Genomic DNA, 20,238 nt, shown 5'->3' on the forward strand with positions numbered 1-20,238 from the left:
TGTTATGATCATTTAAAGGAGGAGTAAAAATGACTGGAAGCAGAGAATATATGGGAGTGTCAGGTAAATATACAAAGAATGGAACACCCAACGGCATTACATCTATTACCCCATTTATTACAGTGAAGAATCCTTCTGAAGCAATAGAGTTCTATAAAACGGTTTTCAATGCAAGGGTTAAGGATATTACTGAATATCCTGATGGGAATGGCAATAAAATAATTGTTCATGCTGAATTAGATTTTGGAAATGGTTTTTTGCAGCTGGGAGCAGCGAATCCGACATATAAATTGGTCTTGCCGCCAGATGAAGACAATGCGTGTTATTCTTTAGGAATTTACGTAATGAATGTTGATGAGGTATTTGAAAAAGCGGTAGCAAGAGGAGCAAAAGTAAGGGAACCGGTTGCAAACTTTGTTTCAGGTGATCGATTCGGAAGTATATTGGATCCTTTTGGAGTAAGATGGTCTATTATGACTAGGATTGAGGATTTGTCAGAAGAAGAAAGTAGTCGGAGGGTTGCTGAATGGGCCAAAAGCTTTACTGGAGAATAAATGAAATAACTTTTTTTGATGAAAAGTGTTAAAAGTGACAATTTGCTGAAATGATGTAATAGAAATGCTGGTGCCAAATAGTTGGCGAAAATAGAAACTTCAAAATTTTGAGGTTGAAAAAGCAATCCTTCGAAAATATACCGTGTCGCCAAGGGGCTTTTCTATATTTTCTTTTTGGTTCAGGAACGATTTGAATCGCTCGGATAACTCCAAAAGCATGGTCTCCATTTCCTCTAACCCTTTTGACTCTGTTTGTTCTTTTAGTTGTTCAGCTAACGTCAATGCATGGTTCATACTTTTACCAGAAAAAAATTCTATCCACCCAAGATCGGAAAGATAGACATGGGACAATACATTCGATAACGATGAAAACACACTTTGAACTTCTTGACGATAAGCATCCTTGGGGAGCTCTTTTAATCGCTTGAAAATTTGTTCATTTGCCTATGCGTTAAAATCGTAAAACTGTAATGAAAAATCTGTCATATGGATCCCCTCTTTTCATGTGGAATATATTTTCCAACCCATTAATTGTATACGAACATAAGTTTTTATTAAAGCTGTTACTCTCTAACTAAATGCAAGAGAGCTGGAGTATCAAAAGCTCAATTTAACTTTCCGCGTAAGTTCGTAAATAAAGAAGATGGTTCGAGATATGAAGAAGACCTGCAAGTATGTTATATTTAACAAACGGCAATCATGATGAACAGCAAATGTAGTGATTTTTTTAGTAAAGCCACAGGGTCGAAGAACAGGTGAACAAAGTGCTCTGATGGTGGAACCGTTACAGGATCGAATATAGATTGACTCAGTTATAGAAAAGGATGAGATTATTTTGGAAAACAACGAAACTCAGCAGGAATTTGCAGATGTATATGAGCAGCTTAAAGTAGCTGTTAACCGAACCTCCGATTGGAAAGCGCGTCTAGCTGCGGTAAATGATCTGGGTGCGTGGAAGAACCAGCAGACGATCGACGTGCTGACACACCGATTGAATAATGATACGGTATATGCCGTTCAGCAAGCCGCATACAACAAGCTACAGGAATGGGGCGAGAATGTACAGCCACCTGTGCGCAAAGAGGGTGAGCTTGTAAAGGGCCTGACGAAGACTCTGGTGCGGATTAAAAAAAGCCTGCCAGCCGATCATACCTACAATGATTTTCGCGAGAAGCTGCACAAGATGAGAGTCGACATTTACGACATCTATGAAGGTGACAAGGGTGCTGAGTTTGATCAGTGGCTGGAGCAAAAATGGGCTTCGTTATCCACAAGATAATGTCGGAATCCTACAACTGAATGTATTTTAAGGGTTGTTACTGGTAATGCAGACAAAACCTTAACAGGGATAAGGGGTTATCTTTGTTAAGGTTTTTTTTACTTATGATATTGGGAGTTGGTATGTTTGTATCTTTTCCTCGTTTGTGTGATTTTTAATGTGTTACATCTTATTTAATTGCCGAATGCATTTTCATTTCGTAAAGATTAATAATCATTTCTGCACTTTAAGAATTAATAATAACTCTGTGCGTTAATTCCTGTTTCAAAATTAACTCATTAAGTTAATAACGTAAATGGTTATTATATTTATTCAAAATAAAATGAACTGAGGATGTATATAAATGATAAAGTTTATGGTCGATGAAATGTTGAAAGACAGGGAATGACGATGTATGCTTTGAAAAAAAATCAGGGATACGTCCTAATACGATAAGTCAGTGGGTGTCTGACGGTGGGGCAGACGTTAAATCCATTACATTGGATACACTTGACCGTATTTGTGCTGCGCTGGATTGCCAGCCTGGAGAATTGCTCAAGTATGTGAAAGATACAAACCAATAAAATTTCTATTCTATAACGTTAAAGGAATACTTTTTGAGCAAGCTATGAAATACATATCAGGAATGCAAAGAAAGCAACTAAGAATTATCTGTAGATAAATTGTAGGAAAATGATCATTTTTGATGGGGCAATAGTGAAGTTTGTCGTTGATAAACACGTTTCCGTGAAATATATTAGCTCTAAGCGTGGTCATAGTGAATAAGCTGTTGCAAAGACAAATTTGGTCCTCTATTTTTTACCATTATTCTTTAACCATTGGTTAAATAACAAGTGTTGATTTTCCGTTTTTTTTGTCATACAATTCTTTCATTGCTACAGGGTCGGACTCAGGAACAGCAAGGCTTGATTCATATTTGGACGTGATTTCCTTGTGCGCACTCGGATGATGAAGTATCTCTATATTGGCAAAATCAGCATCACGGCAGCCTGATATCTCGATATCCTTTTTGGGATAGGGCTGTTTTTCATATCTTTCAGGTTTGATGATGAACAAATACGAAGGGGAGCGTTCTTTTGGAATCGAAACAATTAACGAGAGGGCTAAAGCCACGGCATGTTGAGCTGATTGCGCTTGGAGGCACCATTGGCGTTGGCTTGTTTATGGGGTCGGCAAGTACGATAAAATGGGCGGGGCCTTCTGTGCTGTTGGCCTATCTCTTAGCCGGGATTATTATGTTTTTTGTCATGCGGATGATGGGAGAAATGCTGATTCTCGAACCGGTGACAGGTTCATTCGCTACTTTTGCACATAAATATATTAGCCCTTTGGCCGGTTTTTTGACCGCTTGGAGCTATTGGTTTTTATGGGTTACTGTAGGGATGGCGGAGGTTACTGCCATTGGGGTGTACGTGGGCTATTGGTTCCCTGACATTCCGCAATGGCTACCAGCCTTGGCAGGCGTCATCATTATTGCGTTAGCCAATTTGGCGGCTGTGAAATTTTATGGAGAATTTGAATTTTGGTTTGCCATGATTAAGATTGTCGCCATTATCTTTATGCTGATTATTGGCACGGGTATGATCTTCTTTGGCCTGGGGAATGGTGGGCAACCGATTGGTCTCTCCAATCTGTACAGCCATGGCGGTTTTTTTGCAGGTGGTTTAAAAGGTTTTCTATTTGCGCTCTGTATTGTAACGGCCGCTTATCAAGGTATAGAGATGGTGGGCATTACGGCGGGTGAAGCAGAAAATCCGAAAATGACGCTGCGAAAAGCCATTAAGAATATTATCTGGCGTATTCTGATTTTTTACGTGGGTGCGATCTTTGTTATTGTTACAATCTATCCATGGAATCAAATTGGCGAGATCGGCAGTCCTTTCGTTCTGACCTTTGCCAAAGTAGGGATTGTTGCCGCTGCGGGCATCATTAATTTCGTTGTTCTCACAGCCGCGATGTCAGGCTGCAACAGCGGGATTTACAGTGCGGGAAGAATGCTATATACATTGTCTAAAAACGGACAAGCCCCCAAGTTCTTTGGGAAAGTTTCCGAAAGCGGGGTTCCCAGAAATAGTATTATTGCGACCATTTCCTTGCTGCTGGTGGGAGTGCTGTTTAATTACTTAATCCCTGATTCCAAGCTGTTCCTGTATATTTATAGCGCCAGTGTTCTTCCAGGCATGGTACCGTGGTTTGCAATGGCAATCAGTCAATTTAAATTCAGGAAAAAGTGGAAGAATGAAATGGAAGATCATCCCTTCAAGTCTCGTTTTTTCCCGATCAGCAACTACATCACCATTATCTTCTTGTCCCTGGTGATCGTTGGAATGTGGTTCAATCCAGACACGCGCACGTCATTGATTGTCGGAGCATCATTCATGGCAATCGTCATTGTCGGCTATTTTGTCTTTGGCATAGGAAAGCGGCAGAGAATTGAAGAATTAGATAAGAAATAGAAGGCTGCTTAAATGCAGAGATCACGCCGAGCGAGATTCAGGTTACTCCCTGAGTTCGCTCGGTTTTTCTTTTGCCAAGGTAAAAGCAACTTACTTCGGAAACGGAAAAACGGCTCAAGCTTTAACCCTATACCAATACGTATAAACTTCCGAGTATCCTAGTTTGGCATAAAGCCGTTGTGCAGGTTTGTTATCGGCTGCAACGGCTAAATAGCTGTGTTTGGCCTCATGTTCTTGTCCCCATTGGAGCAAATGTAATATCATTTGTTCCCCGAAGCCCTGATTTCTGTAATTTAAATCGGTCACAATATCGTATAAACCTAGATACTCTCTTTCGATAATTCCAAGACCGCAAGCAATAACTTGATTGTTGTCATAAAGCGAGATAAACCCTTTCTTCGTTATGATATTAGATAACATGCGTTCCATGATACCCTTATGATGATCTTCCACACGATTAAGTCTGCAAAAATGCTCTAACCATTCTTCATTCATATGTTCATCTATGTTCACCGAATCTAGTTGGGGGCTGCTTAGGTTATCCAGCTTCAAGGTTTGAACACTCGTCGGGTCAATGAGGGAATAGCCCTTTTCCTCTAAAATGCGATCTAAATGCTCAGGATGGATAAAGGGAGTGATTTTATAGGTTGCGGGCAAGTTACGATTGAAATATAAGCTCTCACACTCTTCAATTTTATGATCGAGGTCAAAGGTTGAATAATGAATCGGGTTAATCGAGTTGGCACGTTTGGTATAACCATCTGCAAAGCGCAAAATCCATCCATCGTAAAGCAAAGTGGACAGGGGCTGCCAGTTGTTCAAGGATAGCTCTTCAATCATTTTAAGGTTCATAGGTATCCTCCATACAAATGAATAATAATACATACTAACGAATAATAAGCCAAAGGGAAATAGAAAGAAAGCACTAATTTTGTTTAGGTCTAGCCAATATACAAAGGACATAAATTATCTATACTTTCTTCTAAATTTTAACTGTTAATAGAATTTTAGAGAAGCTATAATTTTATTAAATAATTGGAGTGCAAATGGAGAGGGGTTAAGGGGAAGATGTTGAAAAAATGGTCATTGCTCTTGATGTTAGCCTTGCTAGTAGTAGCATCATTGGGCTGGAACGGCGGGGTATCTTACGCAGCTACCACAGAATATACTTGGGACAAGTACAAGGGTACTGAGGTGAAGACATATAGATTGACTGCAGTACCTGGAAGAATAGAATATATGGATCAGGAAAGGTTTTTTGCCGCTTTAAGCCAAACCCCAAATGTGTATGGAGATTTCAGCGGCTATAAAACGGGGAAAACAACTGGAGTTGTAACCGTAAGCATAACGGATGCGGTTTACAAATTTACAGTTACTGATTTTCTTCGCGATCAAGAGCCTGAGGTTGTAGAGTATATCAATCCCAGAGGTGGAATTCCTCATAGATGGAATGGAACTAGTGATATTCGGATTTTTATGAGAGGGTCAGAAGCGACTTCTTTGTCTGAGCTATTTTATGAGGGGACACCAAGTGAAGGACGCTTTCAATTTAATCCTGACGATATATATTTAGTTACATTCTGGTCCAGTACCGTACGACCTATCAGTGGTATGTCTGCTGAAGCGCTAATAGAGGAAGGACCTCACACGTTTATAAATCGGGAGCTTGTAGGTCAAGTAACAAGCGAAGATCCTGCAGCTTATCCGCAAGATGGGATTTCAGAGAGTTACTATTATGTTTTTAATGGTGCTATTACAAAAGAATAACCCAGGTGATATAGGATGGCTAATAAGTGATCCAAATAAGTCAGCATTTTGCATAATTCGATTCCCAACGCTTAAAAGTACAATGTATAGACAAACTAGACCGTTTTGATCTATATATTGCTGATTTGAAATCGCTCTTGGGATTTATGCAAAATGCTCAAGTGAGAGTGATCTGCAATAGTAGAGATAACATAGTGTATACCCATCCGGGACTATATACATGATGTTATCTTTTTTATTTCTACGCTGGCAATGAGAACATACAGTGATGGAAGAAAAGGGTTGAAAATTTGATTTCCAATGAAAACCATTTTAAATGATCGGGATATATGGCTTTAAAATAATGACGATTTAACGGATAATACAGCATACCTAAAGCGACTTTTTTTACTGTCTTTATTCAAACCTAGGGAGATTATTCCGATAATTCAAGTATATACAGTTTGGTGTCACTGATTATGAGAATTCGTTTGAAAACAAAAGAGATAATTTTCACAAATGAAAAGGAGCACAGGGGGAAGTGATCTGGTATTACATCATAAAGGAGGGGAAATGCTCTAGAATCTTATGAAATGTAAAAAAGAGTTACAACGAATTAGGCGGTACATGGCTGGTTTACTAGCTGTTTGGTTGTTCTGCGTACATACTGTACCTGTTTTTGCAGACAGGGCCTTTAACGATATTGAGCATTCCTACGCTGCTGATGCGATTGAAGCCATGGCTGCTCAAGGGGTTGTTACTGGTTATCACGATGGCAGCTTCCGGCCCATAGATTTTATTTCGCGGCAGGAGTGGGCGAGTATCTTTGCTAAAACCGTAAAACGAACGTCGAACACCAGAAGTGTTGTTCCTTTTACAGATGTGTCGCCGTGGGCTTTATCTTATGTGCAGACCCTGCAGGAAGAGAACATTACCAAAGGAATTAGCGATCAGTTATTCGGTGCAAAGCACAATATGACTCGCCAGGATATGGCAGTTTGGTATGCCAGGTATTTCGGTGTTTCTGAAGATACCCGCGCTTCCAGTATATCCAGTTTTGTGGATCAGTCTGATATATCAGACTATGCACAAACGAGCGTATGGCTGATGGAACGGTTGGAACTGATGGAGGGGGATACAAATCACTATTTCCACCCCAAAGAGTCTGTGAGACGGCAGGATGCTACACTGGTTGCTTATCGGATATGGCTAGGCGGTGACGATCTGAGAGAACGTGCCAAGCGTTTGCTGGAGTCATTAGGAAATGGAGCAGCAACGACAAATCAGCCGATCAGCCTACCAGAATCGAAGAAGGTAGTGGTCGACCTGGCGCCGGAAATTAGTCACCAGCGCGCGAATCCAGAAATTGAAGAGCCTAAAAGCCATAGTCCAAGGCCCGATCCACCGGACTCGCCGATAACACCAACAGAGCCGAAGCCTGAACCGCCAGTTATACCACCGGGACCTGGCCCTAAACCACCAGAGACACCACCAGTAATACCGCCAGTAACGCCGCCGCCACCGGGACCGAAACCGAAACCACCGGTGATTCCACCGGATCATTCCTCGGATTTTGTAGTGGATGAGGTTGTAATCAAGGCGCCAGAGTTGGTAAATCAACCGGAAACGTATCCTGCATATCAGCTGTCCTTTCAGCTATACAATGAAGGACGCTTGGTAAACATTCCCGATGTCAGCGTCACAAGTATCACTTACACATTTAGTGATACATTAGGTGTTTTTGATGAACAAGGGAAAATCGCGCGTTCCGAAAATATTCCTGCTGCTGATGGTTACATCCCTGTAGAGATAGAAGTCACAATTGCCAAACCCTATCGGGTACTTAAAGCACAGACCAAGCTGATCGTGAAAGGGAAGACTCCTCCAGTAGAGGACCCGAGTGTAATCAGGTCCGTATACTTGGCGACGTACACCATTTCACAGGCCACTACTCTAGACCCTGTAGCCTGGAGTATGCCCTATGTATTTCAAAATGCAAAGGGAGAGGTCATACCGCCAGGTTTGTTGCCGTCAGACTTGAAGCTTCGGATAAAGGATTCCAAAGGGATATTTGACGAGGATGGGCATATTGCCAATCTGCATCTGATTCCTGCAGTGAACTCTGTCATTCCATTCAAGATTGAGGTTGAATCACCATCTCAGGGAATTCACTTCATATCCGATGCCGAGTTAACTGTAGTACCGGGAGAGCGCAAAAAGCAATATTTTGCTGTCTCGATGATGCTACAGGGACAAGATGCGGGCAGTACGACCACGGTAGACCAAATTGAGCAGGCTCGTCAATTGCTGATGGATCAATTTGGCCCCAACTTAAAAGTGACCTGGGCCATGGAAAATAGATTTGTTTTTGTAGAAACGAATCGCCCGCAGCTTAAACAGGTTTTGGAATATGTGGATCAGTATGGTGATGAAGTCGGGATTTTGGACGGGTATCCGAATAATCTGTACGCACTCCCTGAATGGGAAGCACGGATGAACGAGTGGTTGTATATGTATCGTTATAATGCACTCAATGAGCTGCACCAATCCGGGTCGTTGGGATCACCTTCGGTGTTTGAAAGCATGGATACAGACCAATACCGGAAGTATCTGCCTAAATCATTGACCAGTTTTACGGTGAACCCTGAGCAGGCCCAATGGCTTAAAGATCATTATAAGATCACTTCAGCGATGGGGTGGTCGGCTACACAGTATAATGTTAACAGCATGTATGGTGAAGGTTCACCTTTGATGCCTTACTGGTCCAATAAGGATAATCCGATTGTTCCAGCACAGGGGCTTGCAAATAATAGTGGTATCGTGTTTATGAACTCGATTACGATTGATCCCATTGGATCACGCTATACAAAGGATTCCTCACGCTGGACGCTCCATCCAGGCGACCCATATGTGACTGAAACGGATGCGGCACCACAACTGTATATAGCACAGCAATATTTAGATAACCCATATCAACGTTTAAATACGGTAAACTACATGTCCATTATTTTGGACATCAACTGGCTTGCCAAGAACCATAACATGTCTCAAATATGGGAGAACTTTGTGAATCACTTCCCTGCTGACCGCGAGGTCGAGATTGTGGGAGTGGACGGGCTGAAACAGATTTATGAATCGTTAGTTGGATCGAATAATGATCATACGGAATTTTCGCTCATGTTTAGGGGTTCCGGCATTAAGGCAGTTATGGACTCCAATAATTCACCGGCCAATCTGCGTTACTTGTGGACTGAAAATGCTTCACAGCGGATCATTTTATCCAAGGAGGATGGAGATTCGGCATGGTCCATTATTGATTTTACCGACTATACCCGAAATCCGGTTCCCAAAACACCATTCAACCTGGATAGGAACACGGATGTAAGCTATGTCACCGGAAGAAACTTTAAGCTAAAGCCTATGGCTCCGTTAACAGCAGAGGAAATTCAGCGCGTTAAGGATCGTTTGAAGGAGATTTACTTCGCAGAAGAAGTGAACTATCAGTAAGACCAAAAAGAACCGAGAGCATATCGCTTTCGGTTCTTTTTGGTCTACTCGTCCTTTAGTTATACCCATTCAATAACTTGATCCGCAGGTCGCCGAGTTTTTCCACGCGGCTCATTCAGACGGTATCCAAAAGCCACCATGCAGGAAATGCCGAAATGCTCGGCATCCATGATGCCTTCTTCGGAAAGAATTTGTTCAATTTTGTTTTTATTAAAACCTTCGATTGGACAGGAGTCAACTCCGATTTGAGCTGCGGCTGTCATCATATTGCCCAGAGCGATATAGGTTTGTCGGCAACCCCACTCAAACATCGCTCTTTCATTTTCCTCCAGCTCAAAATCCGATTTCAGGAAGGCATCATATACCTTTGCTTTGCCTTTAGCCACTTCAGCAGGCAATTGCTGTACGTTTTCCATTACACCCTTGATATAGTCGGATGAGGCCAACATGTCTTTAGGCAGTCTGGAGAGAATGAGTACGAAATGGCTTGCTGTTGGAAGCTGTTTTTTGGCCCCCCAAGAGTAAGGCAGCAGCTTCTCACGTATGGCTTTGCTTTGGACGACTAAGAACCTCCAGGGTTCAAAGCCGAACGAACTGGGGGATAAACGGCCTGTTTCGAGAATAAAATCGAAGTCCGAATCGCTGATTTTTTTATGGGTGTCAAATTCTTTGGTAGCATGTCTGAACTCATATGCAGATAAGATTTGATGTTTAGTGGTTGTTAAGTTTTCCATTGTTTTTACACTCCTTATGGATATGGATTAGAATTGACGCTTACCAAGTGGCATGCTTAATATTAGAATATACATGACTGTTTTTGAAGTACGCACATTAATGTGCTGTAGTATACAAAATGATACCAGGAGGAGAATTGCTTATGCGTAATCGGAAAGGCGGCTTTGGAGAATGTCCCGATGGAAAGGACCAGGCCTGTCCCGTGGAGTACACCTTGGATGTGATTGGAGGCAAATGGAAAGGAGTCCTTTTATATCATCTAATGTATGGAACCAAGCGTTTTAGCGAGTTTCGGCGGATCTGTCCGGGGATTACTCAGCGCATGCTTACGCTCCAGTTACGCGAGCTGGAAGAGGACGGTGTAGTTCACCGTGAAGTCTATCAGCAGGTTCCCCCCAAAGTCGAATATTCTCTAACCGAATTTGGAAGAACTCTGACTCCGATTATTAACTTAATGAAGGATTGGGGAGAGGAATATAAAACCAAACATCGTTCATCAGAAAGCTGCATGGAGCCATCCAAGCCCAGCTTGTAGAGGATGTTCATCTTTCAATACAGGTACGCGCAAAAGGCACTTACGATCGTATGCTAGAGCATATACCGTAGTGCTTTTTGCGCTTTATCAATAAGAGTATTTTGCATAAATCCAGTGAGAGACTGGAATCAAATGATTCATAAGGCTGAACCACTCATCGGATGATTTGGTCAGATATTCTCCAGTTCCCCTCTTTTTTGAAAAACTTCGATTTTAAGTTGACAGCAGAGAAGCCGCCTGATATATTTCTTACGATATTGATAATCATTATCATGTAATTAAAAAGGTCATTTTTACAATACATAGGGGGCTAATATGTTGAGGAAAAAATCGTTTTTTATTTTGGCTGCTATGATGCTCGTATTGTCTGTATTCATTAGCGCTTGCGGCGGAAACAGCAATGGTAATCATTCCGCTTCATCTTCAGGAGTTAAGCAAGAGTCAGCTTCCACCGGAGAGAAAAACGCTGATACGACAGACGGTCAGATGCGAAGCTTTAAAACGGTCAAAGGGGATATTCAAATTCCGGTCAAACCGCAGCGTATTGTGACGGATTTTTACGGCGGAGAATTACTGTCCGTAGGGGCTAATGTGGTGGGTGTGGAGCCGACGGCCTTTCAAAATCCTTTCATAACTGCTTTGCTCAAGGAAAAGGGGACCAAAGAAGTGGGTGACCCGACCAATTTGGAGAAGACGCTGGAACTCAAACCCGATCTGATTGTGGTGATGAAGGATACAAACTATGAGGCTTTATCTAAGATCGCCCCGACCTTGTATATTCCGTATGGCACTACGACTAACATTTATGATACGGTCAAGCTGTTTGGTGATATTACCGGAGAAAAAGAGAAGGCCGCACAATTTATTGCCGCATTTGATAAAAAGGCTGCGGAAGGCCGCGCACGACTTAAAGGAGTTATTGACGAAAAGGCTACCTTTGGTTTGTATGAGCTAACGGACAAGAACGCCCTTTGGATATTTGGAGACAATGCAGGCCGGGGCGGACAAGCCGTATACAATGCGCTCAAGCTGAACATGCCGAAGAAAACGACCAACTCCAAGGAACAAACCGTACAGCTTTCGTTGGAGGTATTGCCACAGTACGCCGCAGATTATATGTTCCTGACAATCTATGACCCGGAGAAAAAGGGAGACGCGCTTAAGCAACTGAAATCGTCCGCTGTGTGGGGGAACCTGTCTGCGGTGAAGAACAATAGAGTGTTCTTTAACGATTTTGATACGTACTATCGCTATGATCCGATCGCCATCACCGGGCAGATTGATATGATCGTGGATATGCTGGTTGAAAGAGAAAAAGAGAATAAAGCTAAAAAATAAGTATATGATCCACGTTCATTCGTAAGCACTTCACTACATGGGCAGTATGACCGTGGGTGGGGTGCTTTTTTGTGAGATCATTTTTTGTTGCAATCGGTTACATTCTAAGATATACTCATTCCCAAAGCTTCCGAAACGTTTTGGAAGATGGGTAAGGAGCACAATGATGACGACAATTAAAGATATCGCGCGCGTTGCCGGCGTTTCCGTCACAACGGTCTCCAGAGCTCTCAACGGATACGATGATGTCAATGAAGCGACCCGTCGCAAAATTATGCAAGTGGCCAAAGATTTGAATTACAGCCCCAATATTTTGGCGAGAGGACTCGTCATGAACAAGTCGAAAACGATTGGACTGCTTGTATCGGGGATGAATCGGCAAAGTGCCAAGGATCATTTTACGTTTGAGGTTTTATCAGGGATTAATGAATGTGTGTCGGAAAAAGACTATGATTTGGTCCTGTTCAGTACCAATTCAACGAAACAAAGAGAAAAGACGTATTCCCAGCTATGCCGGGAGCGTAGAGTGGACGGGGTCATTTTATCAGGGATTAAAACCGATGACCCATATCTTCAGGAGGTGGTAGATAGCGACATTCCCTGTATCCTGATTGATATCCCAATCTTGACGGATACGGTAGGTTATGTGACGACAGATAATGTGCTTGGTGCAAAAAAAACAGTGGATTATTTGATAGGGCTCGGTCACAGTCATATTGGGATGGTGAATGGGCATAATCAGGCTTTTGTCAGTGAGAGGCGGCTGGAAGGATACCGGGAGTCACTGGAATCGGCAGGATTAACGTTCAATCCGGAATGGGTCGTCAATGGGGCGTATGATGAAGACACCGCCAGAGAGGAAGCCGTTAAACTGTTAACACTTTACCCCGAAATGACGGCTATCTTTTGTGCGAGCGATCTGATGGCGCTGGGAGTTCTAAAAGCAGCGAAGCAGCTTGACAGGAAAGTGCCCGAACAGTTGTCGGTTGCCGGATATGATGACATTCAGCTTGCGTCTTACGCGAGCCCGCCTTTGACAACCGTATCACAGGATAAATTTCAGCTCGGCTATCAAGCGGCCACGATGCTGATTCAAATGCTGGAAGGCAGCGGACAGCCACATGCCATGACCCTGGAAACACAACTGGTTGAAAGAGAATCGACAATGAAACGATAAAAAAACAAAAAAACCACGATATGTGGTTTTTCAATTACATTTTTTCCGAAACGTTTCGGATAGAAAGAGGGACTTATGGAATACAGAGTAATTAAAGAAAATGACCTGTTTTTATTGACAGATACGAAAGGGAATATTCCCGAAAACCACCCCTATGGATTGGGATTGTATACGAAGGATACCCGATTTCTCAGCAGGCTGGATCTGAGAATTAACGGACAGGAACCTGTTTTGCTATCCTCGGATGCAGCAGAAAATTACATGGCCACCATTTTGCTGACCAATGTGCAAACGGAAATCGACGGCAAGCTGGAGTTATGGCGTGAATCGGTTGAAGTGGAACGGACCCGTTTTATTTATGATGATGTGCTGTATGAACGCATTAAGCTGACGAATTATTACCCGAAGCAGATTACATTCGAGCTGAGTGTGCACATGGATGCCGATTTTGCGGATATGTTTGTCGTTCGCGGTTTTCAGAGCGGTGAGTTGGGGAAAAGAACCGGAACAAAGGCCGCGAATCAGTCTCTAGTCTTTAGTTACCAGGGAGCTGATCAAGTCTGCCGGGCTACCGTTGTCACATGGGACCGGCCAGAACAAGCCGCTGATGAAAACGGAGATGTCTTTTTTCAAATCACTTTGGATCACGGGGCATCTGAAGTGATTACGTTCACAGTACAGCCACAGATTGGAGAAGCCGTCGTAGCGGAGCCGATGAAGCCGGAGGATGCGTTAAAGCAGCTCAAGCAGGTTTATGAGGTATGGGATCAGCAAACGGCCAAAGTACAGACAGATCATGATCTGCTTCAGCGGCTTGTGGACCGGGGCCTGAAGGATTTGAAGGTGCTGCTGACGGATTTGGGCTATGGCGTGTTTCCAGTCGCTGGACTTCCCTGGTTTGGCGTCCCATTTGGCAGAGACAGCCTCATTGCATCCTTGCAAATGCTTCCCTTTAATGCGCAGGTCGCGAAAGGTACCATTCGCACGATGGCTGCCCGGCAAGGGGAATCTGTAGATCCTTGGCGTGACGAGCAACCGGGGAAAATCATGCACGAAATCAGATACGGTGAGCTGGCGAACACAAATCAAATTCCATTTACTCCTTACTATGGAACCATTGACGCGACTCCGTTGTTTCTGATGCTGATTGCAGAGTACGCCAGATGGACCGGGGATCTGGAATTCGTGCGGGAGCTGGAACCGAATATTATCGGGGCGCTGGAGTGGATCGACCGCTATGGTGACCGGGACGACGATTTGTTTGTGGAGTATCATCAGGAATCAAGCAAAGGCATAGCCAATCAGGGCTGGAAGGATTCCGGCGATTCCATTGTTCACCGCAGCGGAGAGTATGCCAAAACGCCGATTGCTTTAAGCGAGGTGCAGGGCTACGTCTTTCAGGCAAAAATGGGTATTGCTGATTTGTATGAAGCTCTTGGCCGCAGTGAGGAATCCGCTAAGCTCAGGGACGAGGCACGGCGCCTGAAAAACAAATTTGATGAGGCTTTTTGGATGGAGGAGCATCAATACTATGCTATCGCTCTGGATGAAAACAAGCATCAGGTGGGCACCATTACATCAAATCCTGGACACTTGCTGTTGTCGGGAATGCTAGACGACTCCAGAGTGGATGCGGTAGCCGATATGCTGGTTTCACGCAAAATGTTCTCCGGTTTTGGGATTCGGACGATGGGAGAAGGAGAAGCTGGATACAATCCGATGAGCTATCATGATGGAAGCATTTGGCCGCACGATAACAGTATGATTATCCTTGGACTCAGCAAAACTGGTCGTCAGCAGCAGGCGAATCAGGTGATGAAAGGGCTGATTGACTCTGCTGGTCATTTTGAATATGAACGATTGCCTGAGTTGTTCTGCGGTTATGACAGCTCAATCGGGAAGGCCGTCCCTTACCCGGTGGCTTGTTCTCCACAAGCATGGGCGGCGGGAACGCCTCTCATATTTATCCAGTCCCTGCTTGGCCTGTTTCCAGACGGGATCAGAAAGCAGATTCATCTCTCACCTGTCTTGCTTGACGGGATGAATGAGCTGACGGTTTCCAATATCGCCATCGGTAACGGAGTCCTGTCCATCCAAGTGGAAAGAAACGATGGGGGAGAGATTGCTTGGTCCGTACTGGAGAATACAACGAATTATAAAGTTATTACTGACTAAGCCAACAGAAAGGGAGGGGAAAACGAGGATGAAAGCGATCAGATGGTTCGTAATTGTGGCCGTGATGACCGCCCTGTCCGCCAGCTTGCTGGCGGGCTGTGGCAGCGGACAGAAGAAGAGTGCAGGCGGAAAGGTAGAAATTACTTTTGCAGGCTGGGGCTCTACCCCGGAAGAAACCAAACTGTTGGATCAGGTGCTCGCTGAATTTGAACAAAGCCATCCGAATATCAAGGTGAAACGCGAAGTGATCGCCGATCAGTATATGGATGTGATCAAAACCCGTTTAATTGGCGGCAAAGGCCCGGACGTATTTTATTTGGACGCTATTGAAGCCCCGGGATTGATCGAAACGGGGGTTTTGGAACCGCTTAATCATTATGTAACCCCTGATTTTGATATGAATGATTTTGAAAAGCCAATGATTCAGGTATTCCAAAAGAACGGGAACATATACGGTTTTCCGAAGGGATATTCGACGCTTGCGCTCTTATACAATAAAAAGATGCTGAAAGCAGCGGGTGTGGAAGTTCCGACAACATGGGACGAGCTGCGGGCGGCTTCACGTAAATTAACGAAAGGAACCAAAGTGTACGGTTTCGGACAAAATCCGGAGCTTGCGCGCACATTTTTTATTGCTCAATCGTTAGGTGGACAGGTGGTTAAGAACGGCAGAGCCAACTTCACTACTCCGGAAGTGCTAAATGCTCTTCAGCCTTATGTGGATCAGCATCTGATCGACAAGACGGCAGCGCAGCCCAGTGATGTGGGAGCCGGGTGGACCGGCGAGATGCTCGGTCAAGGGAAAGCGGCTATGGTGCTGGAAGGGAACTGGGCGATCCCATTCTTGAAAAGCACCTTCCCGAACATTGACTTCGGGACAGCGGAAGTGCCGACGATTCATGGTAAAAAAGGGACGATGGCCTTTACGGTTGGATATGTGATGAATGCGGCTTCCACCAAAAAGCAGGCTTCCTGGGAGCTGATCTCCTATTTGACCGGCAAACAGGGGATGAAAACCTGGACGAGCAAAAGATTTGAGCTTCCGACCCGCAAATCAGTCGCCAAGGAGCTGGGATATGATAAAGACCCGATACTCGGACCGCTTGTTGCAGGTGCCCCTTATGCGACTGTCTGGTCAGAAGGATCTACGCTTCCAACCATATTTAATAACTTCAACAACCAATTTGTAAGCGCTTATATCGGCGAGAGACCGTTGAAGGAGGCGCTCCAGGAGGCACAGGATCAAGCCAATGGGGAAATTGAATTCCAGCTCTATGACTAAAACAGGAACGGAGGGTGCTCATCATGAAGCGGAGTGTTTCCAAAAGGGCTTTTAAAGAGGCCGCTCAAGGGTATTTGTTTCTACTGCCGACCTTGTTCGTGCTGCTCTTTTTCATTATTGGACCGATTTTTTATGCCATTTATCTTGCATTTCATAAAGTGCAACTACTTGGCGTTTCCAGCTCGGAATTTACGGGTCTGCGAAATTTCGCCCGTATCATGGTGGATAACCGGGCTCATATAGCCATCTGGAACACACTAAAATATGTCATTATCGTCGTTCCGATTCAGACCGTTCTAGCGATGGTCATGGCCGCCGTTTTGAATGCGGGCCTGAAAGGACAGAAGATATTTCGGGTCATTTATTTCCTTCCCACATTAACATCATCCGCTGTGCTGACGCTCATCTTTATGTGGATGTTCAACCAGAGTGGTCTCATTAATGAGCTATTGAGTGTGGTGGGATTGCCGACATATAACTGGCTGGGTGATCCGAGGGTGGCGCTTAATGCCATTATGGGGATGAATATTTGGTCGACGGCTCCCTTTTTTATGGTTATTTACTTGGCCGCGCTGCAGGATATTCCGGACTCTTTATACGAGGCTGCCGAATTGGATGGGGCGAACGCTTTCCAAAAATTTTGGAACATTACGATGCCCAGTTTGAGACCTGTGACCTCTTTTGTCGTCATTATGGGATTGATTGGGACGTTTCAATTGTTCGACCAGTCCTATATTTTTTCGGCGGGATCAGGCGGTCCGAACAATTCGACGCTTACCGTCGTCTTGCTGATCTATCAATATGCCTTTAAAAACCTGGGTACGATGGGGTACGCTGCTGCGTTAGCCATGACTTTGGCCGTGATCATTTTGATCGCAACGCTCATCCAGCGCAAATTTTCCAAGGAAGAATCTTTGAACTAGGGAGGGAGCATCATGAACCGTCGAATAGGCATCGGGAAAATCATATTGTATTTGATTCTCATCGGTTACGCGGCCGTTACGCTTGTCCCGTTTTTTTGGGCGCTGTCGTCGTCATTCAAACCGTTGGAAGAAATAGTGAGTGGAAAAATCAGTTTTATTCCCAAAGTTTTTACCTCGGATAATTATAAAATGATATTTATTCAGCAGCCCTTATTCGGTCGCTGGCTGTTGAACAGCCTGGTGATCGGTGTAGCGATTACTGCGCTGAACCTGCTGTTTAATTCTATGGCTGGCTATGCGCTTGCCCGCTTGAATTTTCCGGGAAAAAATCTGTTGTTCATCATCATCCTGGGTGTACTGATGATTCCGGCTCAGGTTACGATGATACCGAATTTCTTGATTCTGAAAGGCTTTGGTTGGCTGGATACGTATCAAGGAATGATCATTCCCTCCATGATCAGCGCAACGTATATTTTTATGATGCGCCAGTTTTTTGTCAGCTTTCCGAAAGAACTGGAAGAGGCCGCCGAGATTGATGGTTTAGGGAGGTTTGGCGCTTTTTTTCGCATCGTTCTTCCGTTGGCTCGTCCAGCATTGGCTGCGCAGATCATCTTTGTGTTCATGGGGTCGTGGAATGACTTTATGAAGCCGCTGATTGTGATGTCCAGCCCGGAAATGTTTACCTTGCCACTTGGGCTGAATACGTTCAAAGGTCAATATATCAGCTATTGGAATTACATTATGGCGGCTTCCATGATATCTACGCTACCGATCCTTGTTATTTATGCATTCTTTAATCGTTACTTTATTAAGGGAATCACTTTTACGGGCGGCAAATAACGAAGGTAAGGGATATCGAACCCGAACAGGGCAGATATCCCTTTTTTGATAATCCAAGAGGTTATCCAAATCTGTATGAAGAATGGTGATAAGTTAAGTGCAATCCTGGATTTTGACTGATCAGGTTATGACTATTCACAGTTGGACGTTTGGCTTTTTATTTACGATTTCGTCGTAATTACGATAGTATCTTCTTTTTGAATCCAATCTACTTTGGCCCCTAGCGTCTCGCTGATCAGCCGGAGCGGAAGATAGCCAATGCCGTTTACAGTGAAGGGAGGATTTGTGAGTTTCACAACTTCACCGTTCATCGTTGTCTGCCCGTTTTTAAGATTAATTTGCAGAGAGACGGGATTGGCTCCTGTTTTAGACTGATTAATTTCCGCTATTTTGCTGTTAAAATCATAAGTGACCTCGGCCCCCAGCTTGTCAAAAACAGAACGAAGGGGAATAAACGCCTGCCCGTTGCGGGTAATGACACCGTTACTTAGGGGGACCGGTGTATCATTGAGAAGGACGAGAATCGGCTTTTGTACAGGAACCGGCGTACTGTAGAGAAATTCATAATCCCCTATGCCAAGCTGCGCATGTTTGTTGACCCCCCAGCCCCATAGGGTGCCGTCTGTTTTTTGCATGATCACATGCCGTAATCCAGCCTGGATGCTTTGAATATTTTTGGCGAGTAATTTAAAAGGGACAGTGGACGATAATTTCTCACCTTCCAAGGACGCTTCATATACATTCCCGCCTGTCGTCAGTGCAAGGATAGAGCGTTCAACGATAAAGACGTCTTTGACATCCTTTATACCTGTTAACAATACAGGGTAATTTTCGTTGTGATAGGTTGTACTATCCGAGTAACCTGTGACCGTTTCACCCCAGAACCATAACCGTCCTTGTCGATCAATCGCGAGATTGGAACTCCCATTGGTCTTAATTATTTTGATGTCCGATAAGGCTTGAATCTGCGATGCAGATAAAGCTTCGGAGGGGGTAGCATTTTTTTCAAATACCTTGGGCCATGTCCATACAGTACCGTCTTTCTTTAAGGCTATGTTTTTGGAGATAGCAGTAATATCCTTTAATGATGGAACAGGCTCGAAGCCCTGCAAGGACCTTGTATTTTTCCATACACTTCCGTCCTTCTTCAAGAAGAGCCAGCGTTCCTCATATTGCGGTCTTTCTTCATAGTAACTATCCAACTCTGTAATCTTGTCGATGCCGGAAAGAGTTTGAAATGGGCCAAAGTTGCCACCATTTTCGATTCGATCAGCGGATAATACGGTTCCTTCGGCATTTAGGGCGAGCACATGATCATTCATAATACGCACGTCTATGATGTTTTGTAGTCCTTCCAGAGGAATGAATTTCACGGATTCAGAAATGTTGTTTCTTGGCACATACCAGGCGGAATGATCTTGTAAGGTAAATATCAGATCGCCTTCCTGGATTATATTCGAAAATGTTCTTACAACGTTGGGCTTATCTTCTACACGAGTCGGTACGGATTGATTATAGCCCCATAACCACAAGCTCCCATCGGATTGAATCAGACTCCCGGAATCATAAGAGCGAATACGGGACGTCGATTCATCTTCGGCCGCCCATGCACTGGAACTGAACAATAACAACGCGATCATACTGATTAACAGAGTACGTCTTTTCATGCGTTTTTCCTCATTTCTTCATCA

The 20,238-nt window shown here is 44.0% G+C and carries 17 protein-coding genes and 1 pseudogene; 13 read left to right on the top strand and 5 right to left on the bottom strand.

The window, feature by feature from the left end; all coding sequences use genetic code 11:
• The first annotated feature begins 29 nt into the window (after positions 1-29).
• On the top strand, positions 30-554 hold the full coding sequence (locus ACWXW9_RS20745; RefSeq protein ID WP_494930957.1) for a VOC family protein: 525 nt from the start codon (positions 30-32) through the stop codon (positions 552-554).
• Between the two features lie 150 nt (positions 555-704).
• Here the strand turns inward: ACWXW9_RS20745 and ACWXW9_RS20750 are convergent.
• Positions 705-986: pseudogene (locus tag ACWXW9_RS20750) on the bottom strand (DinB family protein); the annotation flags it as partial.
• A 403-nt stretch (positions 987-1,389) separates the two neighbouring features.
• On the opposite strand from ACWXW9_RS20750, the gene ACWXW9_RS20755 reads away from it, so the two are divergent.
• Together ACWXW9_RS20755 and ACWXW9_RS20760 are read left to right on the top strand one after the other, a co-directional pair.
• Positions 1,390-1,833 (top strand): HEAT repeat domain-containing protein, encoded by a 444-nt coding sequence (locus ACWXW9_RS20755; protein WP_494930958.1) that lies wholly within the window; start codon positions 1,390-1,392, stop codon positions 1,831-1,833.
• A gap of 443 nt (positions 1,834-2,276) precedes the next feature.
• A complete protein-coding gene (locus ACWXW9_RS20760; protein ID WP_494930959.1) occupies positions 2,277-2,396 on the top strand; it encodes a helix-turn-helix domain-containing protein in 120 nt (39 codons plus the stop codon).
• Positions 2,397-2,655: 259 nt separating this feature from the next.
• On the opposite strand, the gene ACWXW9_RS20765 is transcribed toward ACWXW9_RS20760, so the two are convergent.
• On the bottom strand, positions 2,656-2,889 hold the full coding sequence (locus tag ACWXW9_RS20765; RefSeq protein WP_494930960.1) for a hypothetical protein: 234 nt from the start codon (positions 2,887-2,889) through the stop codon (positions 2,656-2,658).
• Positions 2,890-2,909: 20 nt separating this feature from the next.
• Here ACWXW9_RS20765 and ACWXW9_RS20770 point away from each other — a divergent pair, with 20 nt between their 5' ends.
• Positions 2,910-4,289: an amino acid permease gene (locus tag ACWXW9_RS20770; protein WP_476127403.1), complete on the top strand. Its 1,380-nt coding sequence runs from the start codon at positions 2,910-2,912 to the stop codon at positions 4,287-4,289.
• Between the two features lie 114 nt (positions 4,290-4,403).
• Here the strand turns inward: ACWXW9_RS20770 and ACWXW9_RS20775 are convergent, their stop codons facing one another.
• A complete protein-coding gene (locus ACWXW9_RS20775; protein WP_494930961.1) occupies positions 4,404-5,141 on the bottom strand; it encodes a GNAT family N-acetyltransferase in 738 nt (245 codons plus the stop codon).
• Positions 5,142-5,357: 216 nt separating this feature from the next.
• Here ACWXW9_RS20775 and ACWXW9_RS20780 point away from each other — a divergent pair, with 216 nt between their 5' ends.
• Both ACWXW9_RS20780 and ACWXW9_RS20785 read left to right on the top strand, forming a co-directional pair.
• Entirely contained in the window at positions 5,358-6,056 is a 699-nt protein-coding gene (locus tag ACWXW9_RS20780) for a hypothetical protein (RefSeq protein WP_494930962.1), read from the top strand.
• 567 nt (positions 6,057-6,623) lie between these two features.
• Complete coding sequence (locus tag ACWXW9_RS20785; protein WP_494930963.1) at positions 6,624-9,542, top strand: DUF3863 domain-containing protein; 2,919 nt, start codon at positions 6,624-6,626, stop codon at positions 9,540-9,542.
• A gap of 59 nt (positions 9,543-9,601) precedes the next feature.
• Here the strand turns inward: ACWXW9_RS20785 and ACWXW9_RS20790 are convergent, their stop codons facing one another.
• Positions 9,602-10,276, bottom strand: a complete 675-nt coding sequence (locus tag ACWXW9_RS20790; RefSeq protein WP_494930964.1) for an NAD(P)H-dependent oxidoreductase — start codon at positions 10,274-10,276, stop codon at positions 9,602-9,604.
• Between the two features lie 143 nt (positions 10,277-10,419).
• On the opposite strand from ACWXW9_RS20790, the gene ACWXW9_RS20795 reads away from it, so the two are divergent.
• The 7 genes from ACWXW9_RS20795 to ACWXW9_RS20825 all read left to right on the top strand — a co-directional run bounded on the left by ACWXW9_RS20795 (position 10,420) and on the right by ACWXW9_RS20825 (position 18,547).
• On the top strand, positions 10,420-10,812 hold the full coding sequence (locus ACWXW9_RS20795) for a winged helix-turn-helix transcriptional regulator (protein ID WP_494930965.1): 393 nt from the start codon (positions 10,420-10,422) through the stop codon (positions 10,810-10,812).
• 318 nt (positions 10,813-11,130) lie between these two features.
• Entirely contained in the window at positions 11,131-12,150 is a 1,020-nt protein-coding gene (locus ACWXW9_RS20800; RefSeq protein WP_494931013.1) for an ABC transporter substrate-binding protein, read from the top strand.
• 166 nt (positions 12,151-12,316) lie between these two features.
• Positions 12,317-13,327, top strand: coding sequence for a LacI family DNA-binding transcriptional regulator (locus tag ACWXW9_RS20805; protein ID WP_494931014.1), 1,011 nt, complete (start codon positions 12,317-12,319; stop codon positions 13,325-13,327).
• A gap of 75 nt (positions 13,328-13,402) precedes the next feature.
• Entirely contained in the window at positions 13,403-15,502 is a 2,100-nt protein-coding gene (locus ACWXW9_RS20810) for an amylo-alpha-1,6-glucosidase (protein WP_494930966.1), read from the top strand.
• 28 nt (positions 15,503-15,530) lie between these two features.
• Entirely contained in the window at positions 15,531-16,784 is a 1,254-nt protein-coding gene (locus tag ACWXW9_RS20815; RefSeq protein WP_494930967.1) for an ABC transporter substrate-binding protein, read from the top strand.
• Between the two features lie 23 nt (positions 16,785-16,807).
• Positions 16,808-17,707, top strand: a complete 900-nt coding sequence (locus tag ACWXW9_RS20820; protein WP_494930968.1) for a carbohydrate ABC transporter permease — start codon at positions 16,808-16,810, stop codon at positions 17,705-17,707.
• Between the two features lie 12 nt (positions 17,708-17,719).
• Positions 17,720-18,547: a carbohydrate ABC transporter permease gene (locus tag ACWXW9_RS20825; protein ID WP_494930969.1), complete on the top strand. Its 828-nt coding sequence runs from the start codon at positions 17,720-17,722 to the stop codon at positions 18,545-18,547.
• Positions 18,548-18,708: 161 nt separating this feature from the next.
• Here the strand turns inward: ACWXW9_RS20825 and ACWXW9_RS20830 are convergent, their stop codons facing one another.
• Positions 18,709-20,214, bottom strand: coding sequence for a stalk domain-containing protein (locus tag ACWXW9_RS20830; RefSeq protein ID WP_494930970.1), 1,506 nt, complete (start codon positions 20,212-20,214; stop codon positions 18,709-18,711).
• Positions 20,215-20,238: the final 24 nt, after the last annotated feature.

It is taken from the genome of Paenibacillus sp. LT-B23 (genome assembly GCF_059417685.1).

Bases quoted from the DNA above. Each gene is read 5' to 3' on its own strand.
- ACWXW9_RS20745 (WP_494930957.1), top strand. From the start codon at position 30: ATGACTGGAAGCAGAGAATATATGGGAGTGTCAGGTAAATATACAAAG.
- ACWXW9_RS20775 (WP_494930961.1), bottom strand. From the start codon at position 5,141: ATGAACCTTAAAATGATTGAAGAGCTATCCTTGAACAACTGGCAGCCC.
- ACWXW9_RS20780 (WP_494930962.1), top strand. From the start codon at position 5,358: ATGTTGAAAAAATGGTCATTGCTCTTGATGTTAGCCTTGCTAGTAGTA.
- ACWXW9_RS20785 (WP_494930963.1), top strand. From the start codon at position 6,624: ATGAAATGTAAAAAAGAGTTACAACGAATTAGGCGGTACATGGCTGGT.
- ACWXW9_RS20790 (WP_494930964.1), bottom strand. From the start codon at position 10,276: ATGGAAAACTTAACAACCACTAAACATCAAATCTTATCTGCATATGAG.
- ACWXW9_RS20795 (WP_494930965.1), top strand. From the start codon at position 10,420: ATGCGTAATCGGAAAGGCGGCTTTGGAGAATGTCCCGATGGAAAGGAC.
- ACWXW9_RS20805 (WP_494931014.1), top strand. From the start codon at position 12,317: ATGACGACAATTAAAGATATCGCGCGCGTTGCCGGCGTTTCCGTCACA.
- ACWXW9_RS20810 (WP_494930966.1), top strand. From the start codon at position 13,403: ATGGAATACAGAGTAATTAAAGAAAATGACCTGTTTTTATTGACAGAT.
- ACWXW9_RS20815 (WP_494930967.1), top strand. From the start codon at position 15,531: ATGAAAGCGATCAGATGGTTCGTAATTGTGGCCGTGATGACCGCCCTG.
- ACWXW9_RS20820 (WP_494930968.1), top strand. From the start codon at position 16,808: ATGAAGCGGAGTGTTTCCAAAAGGGCTTTTAAAGAGGCCGCTCAAGGG.
- ACWXW9_RS20825 (WP_494930969.1), top strand. From the start codon at position 17,720: ATGAACCGTCGAATAGGCATCGGGAAAATCATATTGTATTTGATTCTC.
- ACWXW9_RS20830 (WP_494930970.1), bottom strand. From the start codon at position 20,214: ATGAAAAGACGTACTCTGTTAATCAGTATGATCGCGTTGTTATTGTTC.